This window comes from Rhodococcus daqingensis (assembly GCF_042665615.1).
GTDB classification, from domain to species: domain Bacteria; phylum Actinomycetota; class Actinomycetes; order Mycobacteriales; family Mycobacteriaceae; genus Rhodococcus_G; species Rhodococcus_G daqingensis.
Genome location: NZ_JBHTCS010000028.1, coordinates 1 through 17939, shown reverse-complemented (window position 1 = coordinate 17939; position 17939 = coordinate 1). Strand labels below are relative to the sequence as shown.

General features: G+C 69.8%; 16 protein-coding genes. 6 read left to right on the top strand and 10 right to left on the bottom strand.

The features are described 5' to 3' along the window. Positions 1-29: 29 nt before the first annotated feature. The 4 genes from pip to ACFQS9_RS22245 all read right to left on the bottom strand — a co-directional run bounded on the left by pip (position 30) and on the right by ACFQS9_RS22245 (position 3459). The gene (gene pip / locus ACFQS9_RS22260; RefSeq protein ID WP_378408713.1) at positions 30-986 is read right to left on the bottom strand and encodes a prolyl aminopeptidase; all 957 of its coding nucleotides are present in this window, start codon (positions 984-986) and stop codon (positions 30-32) included. A gap of 5 nt (positions 987-991) precedes the next feature. Next, the gene (locus ACFQS9_RS22255; protein ID WP_378408711.1) at positions 992-1432 is read right to left on the bottom strand and encodes a hypothetical protein; all 441 of its coding nucleotides are present in this window, start codon (positions 1430-1432) and stop codon (positions 992-994) included. A gap of 133 nt (positions 1433-1565) precedes the next feature. Continuing rightward, entirely contained in the window at positions 1566-2414 is an 849-nt protein-coding gene (gene panB, locus ACFQS9_RS22250) for a 3-methyl-2-oxobutanoate hydroxymethyltransferase (protein WP_378408709.1), read from the bottom strand. Between the two features lie 172 nt (positions 2415-2586). Next, positions 2587-3459, bottom strand: a complete 873-nt coding sequence (locus ACFQS9_RS22245) for a DUF559 domain-containing protein (protein WP_378408707.1) — start codon at positions 3457-3459, stop codon at positions 2587-2589. 137 nt (positions 3460-3596) lie between these two features. Between ACFQS9_RS22245 and ACFQS9_RS22240 the strand changes: the two genes are divergently transcribed. From ACFQS9_RS22240 to ACFQS9_RS22220, 5 genes are all read left to right on the top strand, one after another. After that, positions 3597-5171 carry an alpha/beta hydrolase gene (locus ACFQS9_RS22240; RefSeq protein ID WP_378409050.1) on the top strand — a complete coding sequence of 525 codons (1575 nt, stop codon included), beginning with the start codon at positions 3597-3599 and terminating at the stop codon, positions 5169-5171. Positions 5172-5226: 55 nt separating this feature from the next. Next, entirely contained in the window at positions 5227-6567 is a 1341-nt protein-coding gene (gene glnA, locus ACFQS9_RS22235) for a type I glutamate--ammonia ligase (RefSeq protein ID WP_378408705.1), read from the top strand. Positions 6568-6573: 6 nt separating this feature from the next. Beyond that, positions 6574-9588 (top strand): bifunctional [glutamine synthetase] adenylyltransferase/[glutamine synthetase]-adenylyl-L-tyrosine phosphorylase, encoded by a 3015-nt coding sequence (locus tag ACFQS9_RS22230; RefSeq protein WP_378408703.1) that lies wholly within the window; start codon positions 6574-6576, stop codon positions 9586-9588. Positions 9589-9838: 250 nt separating this feature from the next. Continuing rightward, positions 9839-10219 (top strand): hypothetical protein, encoded by a 381-nt coding sequence (locus ACFQS9_RS22225; protein ID WP_378408701.1) that lies wholly within the window; start codon positions 9839-9841, stop codon positions 10217-10219. A 244-nt stretch (positions 10220-10463) separates the two neighbouring features. Then, positions 10464-10994 carry an NlpC/P60 family protein gene (locus ACFQS9_RS22220; protein ID WP_378408699.1) on the top strand — a complete coding sequence of 177 codons (531 nt, stop codon included), beginning with the start codon at positions 10464-10466 and terminating at the stop codon, positions 10992-10994. 88 nt (positions 10995-11082) lie between these two features. Here the strand turns inward: ACFQS9_RS22220 and glnA (ACFQS9_RS22215) are convergent, their stop codons facing one another. Next, entirely contained in the window at positions 11083-12519 is a 1437-nt protein-coding gene (gene glnA / locus ACFQS9_RS22215; RefSeq protein WP_378408697.1) for a type I glutamate--ammonia ligase, read from the bottom strand. Positions 12520-12713: 194 nt separating this feature from the next. Between glnA (ACFQS9_RS22215) and ACFQS9_RS22210 the strand changes: the two genes are divergently transcribed. After that, on the top strand, positions 12714-13190 hold the full coding sequence (locus tag ACFQS9_RS22210; protein ID WP_378408695.1) for an RDD family protein: 477 nt from the start codon (positions 12714-12716) through the stop codon (positions 13188-13190). A 73-nt stretch (positions 13191-13263) separates the two neighbouring features. On the opposite strand, the gene ACFQS9_RS22205 is transcribed toward ACFQS9_RS22210, so the two are convergent. The 5 genes from ACFQS9_RS22205 to sucB all read right to left on the bottom strand — a co-directional run. Continuing rightward, entirely contained in the window at positions 13264-14004 is a 741-nt protein-coding gene (locus ACFQS9_RS22205; RefSeq protein WP_378408693.1) for a DUF4191 domain-containing protein, read from the bottom strand. Between the two features lie 56 nt (positions 14005-14060). Then, positions 14061-15074 carry a lipoyl synthase gene (gene lipA / locus ACFQS9_RS22200; protein ID WP_378408691.1) on the bottom strand — a complete coding sequence of 338 codons (1014 nt, stop codon included), beginning with the start codon at positions 15072-15074 and terminating at the stop codon, positions 14061-14063. 61 nt (positions 15075-15135) lie between these two features. Beyond that, positions 15136-15903, bottom strand: coding sequence for a lipoyl(octanoyl) transferase LipB (lipB, locus tag ACFQS9_RS22195; RefSeq protein ID WP_378408689.1), 768 nt, complete (start codon positions 15901-15903; stop codon positions 15136-15138). A 56-nt stretch (positions 15904-15959) separates the two neighbouring features. Then, on the bottom strand, positions 15960-16850 hold the full coding sequence (locus tag ACFQS9_RS22190; RefSeq protein WP_378408686.1) for a TIGR01777 family oxidoreductase: 891 nt from the start codon (positions 16848-16850) through the stop codon (positions 15960-15962). A 78-nt stretch (positions 16851-16928) separates the two neighbouring features. Continuing rightward, positions 16929-17939: 2-oxoglutarate dehydrogenase, E2 component, dihydrolipoamide succinyltransferase (sucB, locus tag ACFQS9_RS22185; protein ID WP_378408684.1), on the bottom strand; the 1011-nt coding region annotated here is incomplete at its 5' end.

The following is a 17939-nucleotide window of genomic DNA, read 5'->3' as shown; positions in this document are numbered from 1 at the left end:
GGACCCGTTGCCGTCGAGGAACGGGGGCGTCAGTTACGAAAGGCGTCTGTCGCCTCGACCAGGTGATGGGTGATCCCCGGTTCGTTGGCGGCGTGCCCCGCGTCGTCGACGATCACCAGGCGAGCGGACGGCCAGGCCCTGTGCAGCGCCCAGGCGCTGGTGGCCGGGCACACCACGTCGTATCGACCCTGGACGATCACCGCGGGCACGGACTCGATCGCGGCGATGTCCCGGAGCAGCTGGCCCTCCGCGAGGAAGCCGTGGTTGCGGAAGTAGTGGTTCTCGATTCGCGCGAACGCCAGCGCGAAGCGGGGCTCGGCGGTCTCCTCGACATGGGTGGGCCGGGGCAGCAGCGAACTGGTGGCGCCCTCCCAGGTGGACCAGGCGACCGCGGCCGCCAGCGCGACGTCGGCATCGGGGGAGTGCAGCAGGCGATGGTAGGCCTCGACGAGGTCGCCGTCGCGCTCCGCCTCGGGCACCGGGGCGAGGAAGCCCTCCCACAGGTCGGGGTAGATCGCGCTCGCACCGCCGTTGTAGTACCAGTCGATCTCGCTGCGGCGCAGCAGGAACACCCCGCGCAGCACCAGCTCGGTGACGCGGTCCGGGTGCGCCTGCGCGTACGCCAACGCCAGCGTCGAACCCCAGGAACCGCCGGACACCTGCCAGCTCCGCACCCCGAGATGGGTGCGCAGCGCCTCGATGTCGGCGATGAGGTGCGCGGTGGTGTTCACCGAGAGGTCGGCGCCGTCGGCGACGTGCGGTGTCGACCGCCCGCATCCGCGCTGGTCGAACAGCACGATCCGGTAGGCGTCGGGGTCGAAGAACCGGCGGTGGTCGGGGTTGGTACCGCCGCCGGGCCCGCCGTGCAGGAACACCACCGGCTTGCCGTCGGGGTTGCCGCTGACCTCCCAGTAGATGCGCTGCCCGTCGCCGACGTCGAGGTGCCCGGCGCGGTGCGGCTCGATCTCGGGGTACGGGGCCCGCATCGGTGTCAGAACCCGATCAGGCCCGACGCGAGGTCCGGGATCCGCAGCGATTCGATGGCCTCGGCGCGCACATCCGCGCACTGCGCCTGGGTGATCGCGTCGATCCGGGCCTTGTTGCCCATCAGCTCGATGACGTTGATGCCGTTCTGGGCGGCCCAGGTGGCGACGACGGTGTTCAGTCCGCCCTTGCCGATGGTCGGGGTGTAGGTGCGCCAGCTCTGCAGCTGCGCCTGCATGTCCGCGCACAGCTTGGCGGCCTGCATCTCGGTGACGCCGCCCGTGGCCGCGGCGTCGGGTGCCGGCGCGACCGAGGTGGCGGGCAGGGAGCCGGTGCCGCCGCTCGGCGCGGGGGCCGGGTTCGGGGCGGTGTCGGTGGCGCATCCGCTCGCGAGCGCGACGACCGCGGCGGCTCCTGCGACGGCAGCCGCGAAACGACGATGGAACATGTAGGCACCCTGTCTTTCGGTGAAGTGTGTGGCGGGCAGCGGGTTACCCGCGCGCGCCGTTGTCATCGAGTGTGCCATCGCGCGGCGACAACCCGCCCTCGTGAGAGGGCGGGTCGCGCCGCACGGGGCCGCGTCAGAAGCTGTGTTCCTCGGCGGGGAAGGTGCCGGACCGGACCTCGGCGGCGTAGGCGGCCGCCGCGCCGCGCAGTTCGTCGCCGACGGCGGCGAACTTCTTGACGAATTTCGCGGTCTTGCCGCTGGTGTAGCCGGCCATGTCCTGCCAGACCAGTACCTGCGCATCGCATTCGGCGCCCGCGCCGATGCCGACGGTCGGGATGGTCAGTTTCCGGGTGACCTGCCCGGCGATCTCGGCGGGCACCATCTCCATGACCACGGAGAACGCACCCGCCTCCTGCACGGCGATCGCGTCCGCGACGAGCTGCTCGGCGCCGTCGCCGCGACCCTGCACGCGGAAACCGCCGAGGCTGTTCACCGACTGGGGGGTGAAGCCGACGTGCGCCATCACCGGGATGCCCGCGGCGGTGATCGCGGCGATCTGCGCGGTGACCCGCTCGCCGCCCTCGAGCTTGACCGCGTGGGCCTGGCCCTCCTTCATGAAGCGCGTGGCGGTGGCCAGCGCCTGCTCGGGGGAGGACTCGTAGCTGCCGAACGGCAGGTCGGCGACGACGAGGGCGTGCGGGGCGCCGCGGACCACGCCGCGGACCAGGGGAATCAGTTCGTCGATGGTGATCGGCACCGTCGTGTCGTAGCCGTATACGACGTTCGCGGCGGAGTCGCCGACCAGGAGTACCGGGATGCCTGCCTCGTCGAAGATCCGAGCGGTCGAGTAGTCGTACGCGGTGAGCATCGCCCAGCGCTCGCCCTCGGCCTTCATGGCCTGCAGGTGGTGGGTGCGGATCTTGGTTCGCTTGGCGGCCGGCTGAGCGGGCGCGGAACCGTAGGGTGCGGTGTTCTCGGACATCAGTGTCCCTTTCGTGCCTCGAGGCCCAGTGCGGGTCCCCGGGTTGTGGGTGATGACGCAGCCCAGTCTGCCACCGGTCGACCGACCCGAGAACAGCCGGTGACGTGCAATTGGTCACACCGGATCCGGCAGGGATTCACCCGGATTGCGGGCGGGACTCAGCCGGATCAAGTCAGCGCCGAGCGAGGGCGGTTCGGATCTCGGCGAGCACTCCCTCCGGGTCGAGGGTGAGCCGGTGCCAGGTGAACCGCAGCACGTGCCAGCCGGCATTGACCAGGATGTTCTGGCGCTCGGCATCTCGATTGAACCGCGCGGGATCGCGGTGCCAGGCCCACCCGTCCACCTCGATCGCGAGGCGCTGCGCGGCGAACGCCACGTCGATCTCGAAACCGCGGTCCCACACGTGCGCGGACCATCCGGTGAGCCCGGCGGAACGGAGCAGGCGGTGCAAGATCCGCTCGGCCTCGGAATGGCCACCCTCGCCGGCCGATCGGAGCAACCTGTCCGCCGCCGCGGTGCCGGCCCGTCCGCGGTTTCGCTCGTGTACGGCGATCAGGATCGGCAGGGCGGTGTGTCGCTGCAGGACACGATCGAGCAGGGTCGAGCCGTCCCGGAGTTCGACCGCCGCCTCCAAGGCCGTCAATGGCAGTTCGGTTGCGCCGAGACCCCGAAAAGTCCCGATGTCCTCCCAGCTCAGGTCGCGTCGCCGCATCCGGATGGACGGGTCGGGTGACGCGGGGCGCCCACGTGGGACCGTCACCCAATGCCTGGTCGGTGGGGCTTCGGTGAGACCGTGCCACCACGCGGCGCTCGGACCGTATGCGACGGCGTCCGGTCCCGACCCGTACACGGCCGCGCGCAGTGCAGCTGCATGGGTCAGCGGGTGATCCGCGCGGAGGAACACGCCTCGGCGGAGCCGACGCCATTGACCTGTCGTCACGCGACGGCTCACCGCCGACTCACTCATCCCGGTCGCGCGGGCCTGGCCGAGCGTGATGACGCCGTCCTGGCGGGCCGTGATCGCGTGCAGCTGGGTCGCCTTCATGCACTGTTCGACGCAGGACGAGCCGATCGGTTCCTCTCGAAGGTCGGATTCGGCAAGGATTCGCCCGCACAGCGGGCACAACCCTGCCGAAAGTGCGCGGACCGGCCCGGTTCGAGGCCCGTGGCACCATCGAGGGCATGCTCATGTCTCGTCGAGTCCCTGTCGCACTGGCCGTGGGGGCGCTCTCCGCGGCCATGGTCGCCGGATGCGGGGGCGTGGTCGACGGTTCCGCGCAGGGGGAGTCGGCCGAGCTGTCGTCGGGCGATTTCCGGCCGGGCGCGGGCGCGGTGCCCGCCGGCCTGGAGGCGTTCTACACGCAGACCCCGGAGTGGGGGTCCTGCGAGGGCTACAGCACGGATGGGCAGCCACTGGCGAGCCGGCTCGAGTGCGCCAGGATCACGGTGCCGGTGGACTACGCGGACCCGTCCGGGGACACCGCGCAGGTGGCGATTTCCCGGAACCGGGCCACCGGAGACAAGATCGGTTCCCTCCTGGTCAACCCCGGCGGGCCCGGTGCATCGGGATTGGCCATGGCGATCGACGGCGCGGGCACCGCGATGGACGAGCGGTTCGACGTCATCGGTTTCGACCCACGCGGCATCGGGGCGTCGACCCCGCAGGTGCGCTGCCTGACGCCCACGGAGGTCGACGAGAAGCGCGCGGACCCCGCCGTGGACATGAGTCCGGCCGGGATCGCCGGGATCGAGGCGAGGAACGCCGACTACGCACGCAAGTGCGCCGAGCGGACCGGGGCGAAGTTCCTCGAGCACGTCGGCACCCGCGAGGTGGTCCGGGACATGGACGTGATCCGGTCGGTGCTCGGCGACGAGAAGCTGAGCTACCTCGGGTACTCCTACGGCACCCGTCTCGGTTCCAGCTACGCCGAGACGTTCCCCGCGAACGTGCGGGCGATGGTGCTCGACGGAGCACTGGATCCGAATCAGGACCCGGTCGCCGAGGTGGTGCTGCAGGCGGCCGGCTTCCAGCGGGCGTTCGACGCGTTCGCCGCGGACTGCGCGACGTCCGGCGACTGCCCACTCGGCACCGACCCGGCCAGGTTCACGGCGAGGTTCCAGGAGCTGGTCGGTCCGCTGGTGGACAAGCCGGCCGACACCACCGATCCGAGGGGCCTGGGCTACCAGGATGCGATCACCGGGGTCCAGCAGGCGCTGTACTCGCAGAGCCTGTGGGGGATGCTCCGGGGCGGGCTGACCTCGCTCGCCGATGGGCACGGCGACACCCTCCTGCAGCTGGCCGACACGTACGAGGGTCGCCAGGCGGACGGCAGCTACAGCAACATCGACGACGCGTTCAACGCGGTTCGCTGCGTCGACGATCCGCCGGTCACCGACCGGGCGGAGGCGGGCGCGGCGGACGTCGAGTTCCGGCGGGCTGCGCCGTTCCTCGACGACGGCCGAGGCACGGGCAACGCCCCGCTGGACACGTGCGCGTTCTGGCCGGTGCCCAGTTCCGGGAGCCCGCACACGATCGACGCGGCCGGGCTGCCGCAGGTCGTGGTGATCTCGACGACCGAGGATCCCGCCACCCCCTATCAGGCGGGGGTGGAGCTCGCCAAGCAGCTCGGGGCGGCCCTGATCACCTATCGGGGGACCCAGCACACCGTCGCGATGAACGGGGTCTCATGTGTCGACGACCCCGTGGTCGAGTACCTCACCGAGCTGACCGAACCGCAGGCCGACCTCACGTGTTAGTAACCGATTTCACGATGTAACACAGATTTAACGGACTGTGCCTACTCTCGCGGACATGGATCGCCAAAAGGAATTCGTGCTCCGCACCCTCGAAGAGCGCGACATCCGTTTTGTCCGACTGTGGTTCACCGATGTGCTCGGCTACCTGAAGTCGGTGGCGATCGCCCCGGCCGAGCTCGAAGGCGCCTTCAGTGAGGGCATCGGGTTCGACGGTTCGGCGATCGAGGGCTTCTCGCGGGTCTCCGAGGCGGACACCGTCGCCAAGCCGGACCCGTCGACGTTCCAGATCCTGCCCTGGGCGCACAAGGACGGCGCGCAGCACTCCGCGCGCATGTTCTGCGATATCGCGATGCCCGACGGGACGCCGTCGTGGGCCGACCCGCGACACGTGCTGCGTCGGCAGCTGAGCAAGGCCAGCGACCTGGGGTTCAGCTGCTACGTGCACCCCGAGATCGAGTTCTTCCTGCTCGAGAACGGTCCGGCCGACGGCTCCCCGCCGGTGCCCGCGGACAGCGGCGGGTACTTCGACCAGGCCGTGCACGACTCCGCGCCGAACTTCCGCAGGCACGCCATCGACGCGCTCGAGTCGATGGGCATCTCCGTCGAGTTCAGCCACCACGAGGCCGCGCCCGGGCAGCAGGAGATCGACCTGCGCTACGCCGATGCGCTCTCGATGGCCGACAACGTGATGACCTTCCGCTACGTGGTCAAGGAGGTCGCGATCGCCGAGGGGGTGCGGGCGACGTTCATGCCAAAACCGTTCAGCGATCAGGCCGGCTCGGCCATGCACACCCACATGAGCCTGTTCGAGGGCGAGAACAACGCCTTCCACAACCCGGACGACCCGATGCAGCTCTCGGACACCGGCAAGGCGTTCATCGCGGGCATCCTCGAACACGCCAACGAGATCAGTGCGGTCACCAACCAGTGGGTGAACTCCTACAAGCGGCTGATCCACGGCGGCGAGGCGCCGACCGCCGCGTCCTGGGGCCCGTCGAACCGCTCCGCCCTGATCCGGGTGCCGATGTACACACCGAACAAGGCGTCCTCGCGTCGCGTCGAGATCCGCAGCCCAGACTCGGCCTGCAACCCGTACCTCACCTTTGCGGTGCTGTTGGCCGCCGGACTGCGCGGCATCGAGAAGGGATACGAGCTGCCGCCCGAGGCCGAGGACGACGTGTGGGCCCTGACGTCCGCCGAACGCCGCGCCATGGGGTATCGGGAGCTGCCGGGCAGCCTCGACGAGGCGCTGCGCGAGATGGAGAAGTCCGAACTCGTCGCGGAGGCGCTGGGGGAGCACGTGTTCGACTTCTTCCTGCGCAACAAGCGGCGTGAGTGGGAGGAGTATCGCAGCCAGGTGACCCCGTTCGAGCTCAAGACCTACCTGGGTCTGTAAGCGCCGATGGTCAAGCCGCCTACTGCCCGTTCCACCATCCCCAGCGTCGGCCGCCTCGGCCTCGTCGAGCCGACCGCAGCGGACGAGCTCGCCGACCTCGACTGGGCGAACCCGGAGAGTCTGGAACTGCTCTGGGCCCTCTCCCGGGCCGCGAACGCCGACCTGGCACTGCGCACACTGGTTCGCGTCAAGGACCGTCTCGGTGACGCCTGGGCCGAACTCGACGCCGAGCTCCGCTCCGATACGGCCTTGCGGGGCAGGCTGTTCGGACTGATCGGAGCCTCCAGCGCGTTCGGCGACCACCTCGTCGCCGACCCGGCCGGCTGGCGGTTGCTGGCGGGGGAGCTCCCGCTGCCGAGCCGGGACGAGCTCACCGACGAGTTGCTGGCGAGCGTGAAGGCCACCCCCGACGGCAGCGCGTCCGAGACCAACCTGGTGTACCGGGCGGGTATCACCGGGCCGGCCGCGATCGCCGCGCTGCGCAAGACGTACCGCGACCAGCTGATGGTGTTGGCGGCCTCCGACCTGGCCGCCACCGTGGAGAACGAGCCCGTCCTGCCGTACCAGACGGTCGGCCGTCAGCTCTCCGACATGGCCGACGCCGCGCTGACCGGGGCGCTCGCCGTCGCGGTCGCGGAGATCTACCCCGATCACCCGTGTCCGGCGCGGCTCGCCGTGATCGCGATGGGGAAATGCGGTGCGCGCGAACTGAACTACGTCAGCGACGTCGACGTGGTGTTCGTCGCGGAACCATCGGACGCGTCCACCAGTCGGCTCGCGGGCGAACTGATGCGGGTGGGTTCGGCCGCCTTCTTCGAGGTGGACGCGGCGCTGCGGCCCGAGGGCAAGCGCGGCGAACTGGTCCGCACCCTCGACTCGCACATCGCGTATTACAAGCGCTGGGCCAAGACCTGGGAGTTCCAGGCGCTGCTCAAGGCGCGGCCGTCGACGGGCGACCTCGAACTCGGCGACCGCTATGTCGACGCGCTGAGCCCGATGGTGTGGACGGCCTCCGAGCGCGAGGACTTCGTCGTGGACCTGCAGGCCATGCGCCGCCGGGTCGAGGAGATGGTGCCGCCGGAGTTGCGCGAACGGGAGATCAAGCTCGGCCGCGGCAGCCTGCGCGACGTCGAGTTCGCCGTGCAGTTGCTGCAGTTGGTGCACGGTCGTGCCGACGAATCGCTGCACGTGAAGAGCACCGTGGATGCGCTGACCGCGCTCGCGGCCGGAGGCTACGTGGGGCGCGACGACGCCGCCAATCTCGCTGCCTCGTACGAGTTCCTGCGGTTGATCGAGCACCGACTGCAGCTCCAGAAACTCAAGCGCACGCACACGCTGCCGCCCGCGGACGACGAGGAGGCGCTGCGCTGGCTGGCGCGGGCCGCGCACATGCGGCCGGACGGCCAGAAGGACGCGCTCGGTGTCCTCAACGCCGAGGTCAAGCGCAACGCGCACCGGATCCGTCGCCTGCATGCCAAGCTCTTCTACCGTCCGCTGCTGGAATCGGTTGCCCGGCTGGACAAGGACGCGATCCGGTTGAGTCCGGACGCGGCGACCCGCCAGCTCGCCGCGCTCGGCTACAGCGCGCCCGAGAACGCCCTCGGACACCTGAAGGCGCTGACCGGCGGCGCCTCACGCAAGGGCCGCATCCAGGCGCTGCTGCTGCCGACGTTGCTCGAATGGCTCGGTGACACACCGGATCCCGACGCCGGTCTCCTCGCCTATCGCAGGCTGTCCGAGGCCATGCTCGAGCAGGACTGGTTCCTGCGGGTTCTCCGTGACGAGGGCGCGGTGGCCCAGCGCCTGATGATCGTGCTCGGGTCGAGCGCCTACATCCCGGACCTGCTGATCAAGGCGCCCGACGTGCTGCGGATGTTCGCCGACGGGCCGAACGGACCACGGCTGCTCGATGTCGACCCGGACGAGGTCGCGCGCGGGATCCTGTCCTCCTCCGCGCGTTACGACGATCCGGTCCGCGCGGTCGGTGCCGCTCGCTCGTTGCGCAGGCACGAGCTCGCGCGGGTGGCGTCGGCCGACGTGCTGGGCCTGCTCGACGTGCCGCAGGTGTGCCGCGCGCTGTCCTCGGTGTGGGCGGCGGTGCTCGGGGCCGCGCTGGACGCCGTGATCCGGGCCAGCGAGGCCGAACTGGGCGGGCCGGCGCCCGCATCGTTCGCGGTGATCGGGATGGGCAGGCTCGGCGGCGGGGAGCTCGGCTACGGCTCGGACGCGGACGTGTTGTTCGTGTGCGAGCCCCGGCCCGGTGAGGACGAGGTCCGGGCGGTCAAGTGGGCCAACAGCATTGCTGATCGCGTTCAGAAGCTGCTCGGCGCGCCGAGCACGGATCCGCCGCTCGAGGTGGACACCGGCCTGCGCCCCGAGGGGCGCAACGGTCCCTTGGTGCGGACGTTGGCGTCGTATGAGGCGTACTACCGGCAGTGGGCGCAGGCCTGGGAGATCCAGGCGCTCCTGCGTGCGCACACCGCCGCGGGGGACCCGGACCTCGCCCTGCGGTTCCTGCACATGATCGACCAGACCCGGTACCCGGAGGGCGGGGTCTCCGAACAGGCGGTCCGCGAGATCCGGCGGATCAAGGCCAGGGTCGACTCCGAGCGGTTGCCGCGCGGCGCCGACCCGGCCACCCACACCAAACTCGGACGCGGCGGCCTCGCCGACGTGGAGTGGACGGTGCAGCTGATCCAGCTCCGGCACGCCCACGATGTGCCTGCCCTGCACAACACCTCGACCCTGCAGACGCTGGACGCGATCGGCGCGGCGGAACTGATGAGCGAGACCGACATCGAGTTGCTCCGCGAGGCCTGGCTCACGGCGACCAAGGCGCGCAACGCCCTGGTCCTGGTGCGCGGCAAGCCCACCGACCAGCTGCCGGGACCGGGCCGGGTGCTGGCCGCGGTCGCGCAGGTCGCCGGCTGGGACAGCGGCGACGCGGGGGAGTTCCTGGACAACTACCTGCGCGTCACGCGCCGGGCGAAGGCCGTGGTGGAGCACACCTTCGGCGCCTGACCGTGGCGGGTCGTCAGGGACATAGGGCGTGTCGGCCCGCCGCCGAGTGTGCACCCGCCGTCGCTCGTTCACGGCCGACGCCCCGGTAGGTGCGCACGCGGCCAGCGGAACTCGGACGACCGTCCATCGAATCGAGCGCCGGGAGGGGTGGGGAAATTGCGGCGTTTCGCCCACCCGGTGCCGCGAGCGGACGTTACAGTCGGGTCCGGATTCGTCCTTCGTCGGCAAGGTGAGGATCGACATGAAACTGATGACCCGAACGTCAGTATCGGCCCTGTTCGCCGCGGCGGTGATCGCCGGAGCGGGGACAGCGCAGGCCGCCCCGACCGCCCCGAACGACAGCCCTCCGCGACCGGTGGTCCCGGGAGTGCACCTGGTCGACCAGAAGCAGGCGGCGCTGGAGAACATGCTCAACGAGCTGAATCTCGGTTGGGCCAACGGCGGCGCGGCGGGAACGGCGATCGGTGCGGCAATCGGGCTGGGCGTGGGATGCCTCTCGATGTTCCCCGGGAGTCTCGCCGGCTGCATGATCGGTCTGCCGACCGGTGCCGTCACCGGTGCACTCATCGGCATCGGCAACGGGAATCCCAAGGCGCAGAAGGCGATCGAGGACTACATCAACACCCCATAGCGCGGGTGTCGGGCTCGCGCGGGAACCGTGGCGGGCGAGGGAGCGCGGTGTCGACCGGGCGGCCGGTACGGTATCGGGCCAGGTAAACAAACCATCACGAACAGGTACCCGATTATCACGAACCGGGTACCTGTTCGGGTAGTTCTCCCGATGTTTCGAATAGGCAACGAAGGAACTCTGGGTTTCGACAGCCGACCGGGCCACACGAGGTTTCGGTCATCGGAACATCCGGAGGACCCCTCGCATGAGCACGACCCGCCTGCAGAAGAACAACCGAATCGCCCGTGGCCTGCTGCTGGGGGCGATCACCGTGGGAACGGTGATGCTCCCCGTCGCCCCCGCGATGGCACAGCCGCTCAACATCCCGGGGGTGGGGAACATCGAGATCCCCGGTGCGCCGCCCGTGGGTTCGGTCGCTCCGCCGGCCGTGGTCTCGCACGGACAGCGCGCCGTCGACGCGGCGCAGACCAAGATCGGCGCCCCCTACGTCTGGGGTGCGACCGGACCGGACAGCTTCGACTGCTCGGGTCTGGTCCAGTGGGCGTTCCGACAGGCGGGCGTCTCCGTGCCGCGGACGACATATGACCAGATCAACGGCGGATCGCCGGTCGGCAAGGGCGATCTGCAGCCGGGCGACGTGGTGCTGTTCTACGGCACCGAGCACGTCGGCCTGTACGCCGGCGGCGGCATGGTCGTGCACGCGCCGACGACCGGCCAGTCGGTCAAGCGAGCGCCGCTCGACTCGATGCCCTTCACCGCGGCCCGGCGGTACTGACCCCCTCAGCACAACGGCGCCCCGACCAGCAATGGTCGGGGCGCCGTTGTGTGTTCAGCCGTTCAGCGGTGACGACTCAGACGTCGATTTAGACGTCGTAGTACAGCTGGAACTCGTACGGGTGCGGCCGCAGGTTGACCGGGGCGATCTCCTGCTCGCGCTTGATCGAGATCCAGGTCTCGATCAGGTCGGTGGTGAACACGCCACCCTCGGTGAGGTACTCGTGGTCCGCCTCGAGGCGGTCGATGACCGTCGCCAGGCTGGTGGGGGCCTGCGGGATGTTGCGGGCCTCCTCCGGCGGGAGCTCGTAGAGGTCCTTGTCGACGGGCGCCTGCGGCTCGATCTTGTTCTTGATGCCGTCCAGGCCGGCCATCATCTGCGCGGCGAAGTTCAGGTACGGGTTGCCCGAGGAGTCCGGCGCGCGGAACTCGAGGCGCTTGGCCTTCGGGTTGTTGCCGGTGATCGGGATGCGCACGGCCGCGGAGCGGTTGCGCTGGCTGTACACCAGGTTGATGGGGGCTTCGTAGCCCGGCACCAGGCGGTGGTACGAGTTGATCGTCGGGTTGGTGAAGGCCAGCAGCGACGGGGCGTGGTGCAGGATGCCGCCGATGTAGTGGCGCGCCATGTCGGACAGGCCGGCGTAGCCGGACTCGTCGTGGAACAGCGGCTTGCCGTCCTTCCACAGCGACTGGTGCACGTGCATGCCCGAGCCGTTGTCGCCGAACAGCGGCTTCGGCATGAAGGTGGCCGACTTGCCGTGCTGCCAGGCGGTGTTCTTCACGATGTACTTGAACAGCTGCAGGTCATCCGCGGCCGCGAGCAGCGTGTTGAACTTGTAGTTGATCTCCTGCTGGCCGCCGGTGCCCACCTCGTGGTGGCCGCGCTCGAGCTCGAAGCCCGCGTTCTGCAGGTTGGTGGAGATCTCGTCGCGCAGGTCGACGTAGTGGTCGTACGGCGCGACGGGGAAGTAGCCACCCTTGGGGCGGACCTTGTAGCCGAGGTTCGGGCTGCCGTCGGCGTTGACCTCGTTGCCGGTGTTCCAGGAGCCGGAGACGGAATCCAGCTCGTAGAAGGCGCCGTTCATTCCGGAGTCGTAGCGAACCGAGTCGAAGATGTAGAACTCGGCCTCGGCGCCGAAGTACGCGGTGTCGGCGATGCCGGTGCTGACCAGGTACTCCTCGGCCTTGCGCGCGACGTTACGCGGGTCGCGGCTGTAGGACTCACGGGTGAACGGGTCGTGCACGAAGAAGTTGATGTTCAGCGTCTTGGCGGCGCGGAACGGGTCGATCTGAGCGGTGGTGACGTCGGGCAGGAGCATCATGTCCGACTCGTGGATCGACTGGAAGCCGCGGACGGACGAACCGTCGAACGCGAGACCGTCCTCGAAGACGTCCTTGTTGAAAGCGGACGCCGGGATCGAGAAGTGCTGCTGAACGCCCGGCAGGTCGCTGAACCGGATGTCGACGTACTCGATCTTTTCGTCGGCTATGTAGTTGATGACCTCTTCGGCCGTGGTGAACGCCACGCGTGTGCTCCTTCAGTTGGTGCCTGCCGATTGTGCATTGCGGCGGCTTGCGTCGAGACAGACGGTATGGACCTGGTGTTGCCCAGCAATCAAGGTTGTGTTTCGCCAGTGTTACACGTCTCGACAAACGGCGTAGATCACACCCTCCGCGGGCCATCGTGATCGGCCCGCCACGCTGGGCCTATCCTGGATGCATGGCGCGAATGACCGGATCCTGGCTCTCTGGCCCCTCGGCGGCCCTTCCCAAGGGTGAGGACGGCACCGAGAACTTCTACCGGGGTGAGCGACTCGGATTGCCCGAGACGGGCCCCGGCTCGTTGGTCGGCACCGGCCGTCGGCTCGCAGCCTTCATGCTCGACTGGCTGATGGGCGGCGGTGTCGCGCTGCTGATCCTCGGGGGAGACGCACTGGACGGCCGCCTCGGCAACATCATCTTGCTCGTCTGGTTCGTCGTCGGCGTGGTCACCGTGTCGTTGTTCTCGTTCACCCCCGGCCAGTTCTGTGTCGGATTGCAGGTGGCCCGGGTCGACAGGCCGGTGCCCGTCGGCATCGTGCGCGCGCTTGCCCGCCAGGTCCTGCTGGTGTTCGTGGTGCCCGCCTTGATCACCGACCTCGACGGTCGCGGCATGCACGACCGCGCCACCGGCACCGCGCTGGTGCGGTCGCGCTGACGCACGTCGCCCCGAACAACGAAAGGGCCCCCGACGCGAGACGCGTCGAGGGCCCTTCGTCGTTCGGGGAAGATCAGCGCCTGCGCATGGTGCGCTGCACGCCCTTCATCTTCGCGCCGCCGGGCAGCGGGCCCTTCGGCATCGCCGGGCCGCCGCGGGTGCCGAGCGCCGCGAGCCGCGCCTCGATCGAGTCCATCCGCTTGGAGTCGATGTTCTTCGGCAGCTTCGAGAGGTACTTCTGCAGCTGCGACAGCGGAACCTGGCCCTCGTCGTTCCCGATGACGATGTCGTAGATGGGGGTGTCGCCGACCAGCCGCGCGGTCTTCTTCTTCTCCTGCGCGAGAAGGGACTTCACCCGCTGGGGCGAACCCTCGGCGACCAGGATGACGCCGGGCCGTCCGATCACCCGGTGCACCGCGTCGAGTTGGGTGGTGCCCGCGATCGCGTTGGACACCCGCCAGCCACCCTGCAGGTTGTCCAGCGCCCACGCGGCCGCGCCCGCCTGACCCTCGGCCTTGCCGTACACGGTCTTCTGCACACGCCTGCCGAAGATGATGAACGCGGCGAGCACGCCGAGCAGGATGCCGATCGGCAGCAGGAACCACTCGATGCCGAAGATGAGGCCGACCAGGAAGAACACCACGGCGAGCCCGACGACGGCGCCGATCATCAGCGGCAGCAGCAGCTTGTCTTCCTTGCGCTGCATCTGGAATGCCTGCCAGAGCTGGCTCCTGCGCTCCTTCGATGCCTGCTTACGGGCCGCTTTCGCCGCAGCCTTCGCCTCTTTGGTGGGCTTGCCCTTGCCGTTCGCCATACGTCACAGGATACGTCCCTGGCCGGAGGCGAATCGCACCCGAGTGGTGGTCGGGCTCAGGCGCGGGCGAGCCGCTCCATCAGCGAGCTGGCTTCCTGTGAGGCGCTGCCCCCGTCGGCGAGATGTGCCTGGCCCTCGGGCAGCTCGCGACCGTGGTGCGCCATCGCCTGTGCGTAGAGTCGGCCGGCCCGGTAGGAGGAGCGGACCAGCGGCCCGGCCATCACGCCCGCGAAGCCGAGCTCGGTGGCGAACTGGGAGTGATCGACGAACTCCTCCGGCTTGACCCAGCGTTCGACGGGATGGTGCCGCGGCGACGGGCGCAGGTACTGGGTGATCGTGATGATGTCGCAGCCGGCCTCGTGCAGGTCGACCAGCGCCTGCCGGATCTCGTCGGGCGTCTCGCCCATGCCGAGGATCAGGTTCGACTTGGTGACCAGGCCGAAGTCGCGGGCGGCGGTCAGGACACCCAGCGAACGCTCGTACCGGAACGCGGGACGGATGCGCTTGAAGATCCGGGGCACGGTCTCGACGTTGTGCGCGAGGACCTCCGGCCGGGACTCGAACACCTCCGCCAGCAGTTCCGGCTTGCCGTTGAAATCGGGGATCAGGTTCTCGACTCCGGTGCCCGGGTTCAGGGCGTGGATCTGGCGGACCGTTTCGGCGTACAGCCAGGCGCCGCCGTCCTCGAGGTCGTCACGGGCGACGCCCGTGATCGTGGAGTACCGCAGACCCATCGCCTGCACGGACTCGGCGACGCGGCGCGGCTCGTCGCGGTCGAGCGCGTCGGGCTTGCCGGTGTCGATCTGGCAGAAATCGCAACGGCGGGTGCACTGCTCGCCGCCGATGAGGAAGGTCGCCTCGCGGTCTTCCCAGCACTCGTAGATGTTGGGGCAGCCGGCCTCTTCGCAGACCGTGTGCAGACCCTCTCGCTTGACCAGACCCTTGAGCTCGGAGTACTCCGGGCCCATCTTGGCTCGGGTCTTGATCCAGTTGGGTTTGCGTTCGATGGGGGTCTCCGCGTTTCGGATCTCGATACGGAGCAGCTTGCGTCCTTCTGGGGCCACAGTCACGGATTCGATGCTACGCCCGGGGCGATGACGTCGGACGACCGGGAGACGGCAGGCGCGAACGTCAGGCGAACCGGTGGGTGGTGAACTCGGTCGGGGCCGTCGCGGCGGCCGCCTGGTCGAAGGTGATGCGCTCGATGTCGTGCGTGGTCACCTCGAGTTCGCCGTCGAGGGCAGCCGAGACCGCGGCGACGACCGCCGGGGTGATCTCGGCGACGGTGACCGCACGTCCGAGTTCGCGGGAGAGCGAGGTGACCCCGGCGTCGGCGATGCCGCACGGGATGATCTCGTCGAAGGCCCCGAGGTCCGCGTCGCAGTTGATCGCGAAGCCGTGCATGGCGACCCCGCGCTGCATCCGCACGCCGATCGCGGCGATCTTGCGCTCGGGCAGCCAGGACCCGCCGGTCAGCGAGGCGGGCAGCCACACTCCGGAGCGGCCCTCGACGCGTCCGCATCCGATGCCGAGATCGGTGCAGACGGAGATCAGTGCCTCCTCGATCCGCCGGACGTAGTTCACGACGTCGACCGGCACGGCGAGCTTGACGATCGGGTAGCCGACCAACTGTCCGGGCCCGTGCCAGGTGATCTTGCCGCCGCGGTCCACGTCGATCACCGGGATGCCGTCGGTGGGCCGGTCCTCCGGGGCGGTGCGACGCCCGGCGGTGTACACCGACGGATGCTCGAGCAGCAGCAGGGTGTCCCGGCCGCGGTCCTCGGCTCGTTCCAGGGCCAGCTCGCGCTGGAGGTCCCACGCCGCCAGGTAGTCGATGTGGCCGAGGTGTCTGACCTCGAGGGGATCCGCGCTGAACCGGACCGAGGATGTGCTGCCCATTGGCCACACGTTACGCCCGGCCGCGGCGCGCGGTCACCGGGGCCGTTCCGGCGGCCTCAGTCCGACAGTGCTGCGTCGATCGCCTCACCGATCGTGTTGTGGTGGAAGGTGAACCCGGCGTGCTCGAGCGCGGTGGGCAGCGCCCGCTGGCCGACGAGCACGGCCTCGTCCGCGAATTCACCGACCAGGGCGCGCACCGCGACGGCGGGCACCACCCAGGGTGACGGGCGGTGCAGCGCGCGCCCGAGTTCGGCCGTGAAGCTCGCGTTCGTCGCCGGCGACGGCCCGGTGAGGTTGACGGGACCGGCGAGCGTCTCGGAGCGCAGCGCGAAGGTGATCGCCTCGAGTTCGTCCTCCAGCGAGATCCAGGACAGGTACTGCCTCCCGGTACTCAGGCGGCCGCCGAGGCCGAACCGGAACAGCGGACGGAGCCGACCCAGCAGCCCGCCGCGGGGCGAGATCACGGTGCCGCTCCGCAGCAGCACCGTCCGCACACCCGCCGCGCGTGCGGGGTCGGTGGCGCCCTCCCAGTCGCGGCACAGCTCGGCGAGGAATCCGGAACCGGGGGGTGCGCTCTCGTCGACGACGCGTTCGCCGGTGTCGCCGTAGATGCCGACGGCGCTGGCGTTGACCAGGGTCGGCACTCCCGCGGTCGCCACCGCCCGCGAGATCACGTCGGTGGAGACGATCCGGCTGTCGCGCAGGAGTTGCTTGTAGGTCCCGGTCCATCGCTTGTCGCCGATCCCGGCGCCGCACAGGTTCACGACGGCGTCGGCGCCGTCGAGCGCGTGCGCGTCGATCGTGCCGTGTTCGGGCGCCCACCGGTACTCGTCCGGACCCGCCGTCGTACGTCGCACCAAGCGCCGGACCTCGTGGCCGTCGGCCCGCAGCGACGCCACCAGGGATGACCCGATCAAGCCGGACGAGCCGGCGATTGTCACTCGCATCGTGCTGCCTCCTCAAACGCCGCCGGGGGCACCATCGACGGATCGATGGCACCCCCGGACAGGCGGAACCGGCGTTGTCTACAGCCCGAGATCGGCCTCGAACGAGGCTTCCTCGAGCCGCTGCTTGATCGTGGTGAGGAACCGACCCGCGTCGGCGCCGTCGATCAGGCGGTGGTCGTAGGTGAGCGGCAGGTAGCACATCGACCGGACGCCGATGGACTCGTTGCCGTTCTCGTCGGTGATCACCATCGGGCGCTTGACGATCGCACCGGTGCCGAGCATGGCGGCCTGCGGCGGCACCAGGATCGGGGTGTCGAACAGCGCACCCTGGCTGCCGATGTTGGTGATCGTGAAGGTGCCGCCGGCCAGCTCGTCCGGCTTGAGGCCGCCGGAGCGGGCCCGCTTCGCGATGTCCGCGATCGCCCGGGCGAGACCGGCCAGGGAGAGGTCGCCCGCGTTGTGGATCACCGGGGAGAGCAGGCCCTGCTCGGTGTCCACGGCGATGCCCAGGTGCTCGGCCGCGTGGTAGGTGATCTCCTTGGCGTCCTCGTTGTAGCTGGCGTTGACGTTCGGGTGTGCCCCGAGCGCTTCGACGACGGCCTTCGCGAAGAACGGGAGGAAGGTCAGGTTCACGCCCTCGCGCTCGGCGAACCCGGCCTTGGCCTGGGCGCGCAGGGCGACGATCTTGGTGACGTCGACCTCGAAGGTCTGGGTCAGCTGCGCGGTGGTCTGCAGCGACTCCCGGGTCTTGACCGCCGTGATCTGGCGGATCCGGTTGACCTTCTGGGTGGTGCCGCGCAGGTGCGCGAGCTCGGGCCGGACGCCGGCTGCGGGGGCGGCCGGGGCCGCGGCCGCGGGTGCGGCTGCCGGTGCGGCCGGGGCCTTCTTGGCCTCGGCTGCGGCGAGCACGTCCTGCTTGCGGATGCGTCCACCGACGCCGGTGCCGGTGACCGTCGAGAGGTCGACGTTGTTGTCGGCGGCCAGCTTCCGGACCAGGGGGGTCACGTACGGGCTGCCGTCACCGGACGGTGCGGCCGCCGGAGCGGTCGCGGCCGGGGCTGCCGGGGCCGGGGCCGGGGCTGCGGGCGC

What these genes read in the sequence shown, in the direction of transcription:
- pip (WP_378408713.1), bottom strand. Translation starts at nt 986, where the DNA reads ATGCGGGCCCCGTACCCCGAGATCGAGCCGCACCGCGCCGGGCACCTC.
- ACFQS9_RS22255 (WP_378408711.1), bottom strand. Translation starts at nt 1,432, where the DNA reads ATGTTCCATCGTCGTTTCGCGGCTGCCGTCGCAGGAGCCGCCGCGGTC.
- panB (WP_378408709.1), bottom strand. Translation starts at nt 2,414, where the DNA reads ATGTCCGAGAACACCGCACCCTACGGTTCCGCGCCCGCTCAGCCGGCC.
- ACFQS9_RS22245 (WP_378408707.1), bottom strand. Translation starts at nt 3,459, where the DNA reads ATGAAGGCGACCCAGCTGCACGCGATCACGGCCCGCCAGGACGGCGTC.
- ACFQS9_RS22240 (WP_378409050.1), top strand. Translation starts at nt 3,597, where the DNA reads ATGCTCATGTCTCGTCGAGTCCCTGTCGCACTGGCCGTGGGGGCGCTC.
- glnA (WP_378408705.1), top strand. Translation starts at nt 5,227, where the DNA reads ATGGATCGCCAAAAGGAATTCGTGCTCCGCACCCTCGAAGAGCGCGAC.
- ACFQS9_RS22230 (WP_378408703.1), top strand. Translation starts at nt 6,574, where the DNA reads ATGGTCAAGCCGCCTACTGCCCGTTCCACCATCCCCAGCGTCGGCCGC.
- ACFQS9_RS22225 (WP_378408701.1), top strand. Translation starts at nt 9,839, where the DNA reads ATGACCCGAACGTCAGTATCGGCCCTGTTCGCCGCGGCGGTGATCGCC.
- ACFQS9_RS22220 (WP_378408699.1), top strand. Translation starts at nt 10,464, where the DNA reads ATGAGCACGACCCGCCTGCAGAAGAACAACCGAATCGCCCGTGGCCTG.
- ACFQS9_RS22210 (WP_378408695.1), top strand. Translation starts at nt 12,714, where the DNA reads ATGGCGCGAATGACCGGATCCTGGCTCTCTGGCCCCTCGGCGGCCCTT.
- ACFQS9_RS22205 (WP_378408693.1), bottom strand. Translation starts at nt 14,004, where the DNA reads ATGGCGAACGGCAAGGGCAAGCCCACCAAAGAGGCGAAGGCTGCGGCG.
- lipB (WP_378408689.1), bottom strand. Translation starts at nt 15,903, where the DNA reads ATGGGCAGCACATCCTCGGTCCGGTTCAGCGCGGATCCCCTCGAGGTC.
- ACFQS9_RS22190 (WP_378408686.1), bottom strand. Translation starts at nt 16,850, where the DNA reads ATGCGAGTGACAATCGCCGGCTCGTCCGGCTTGATCGGGTCATCCCTG.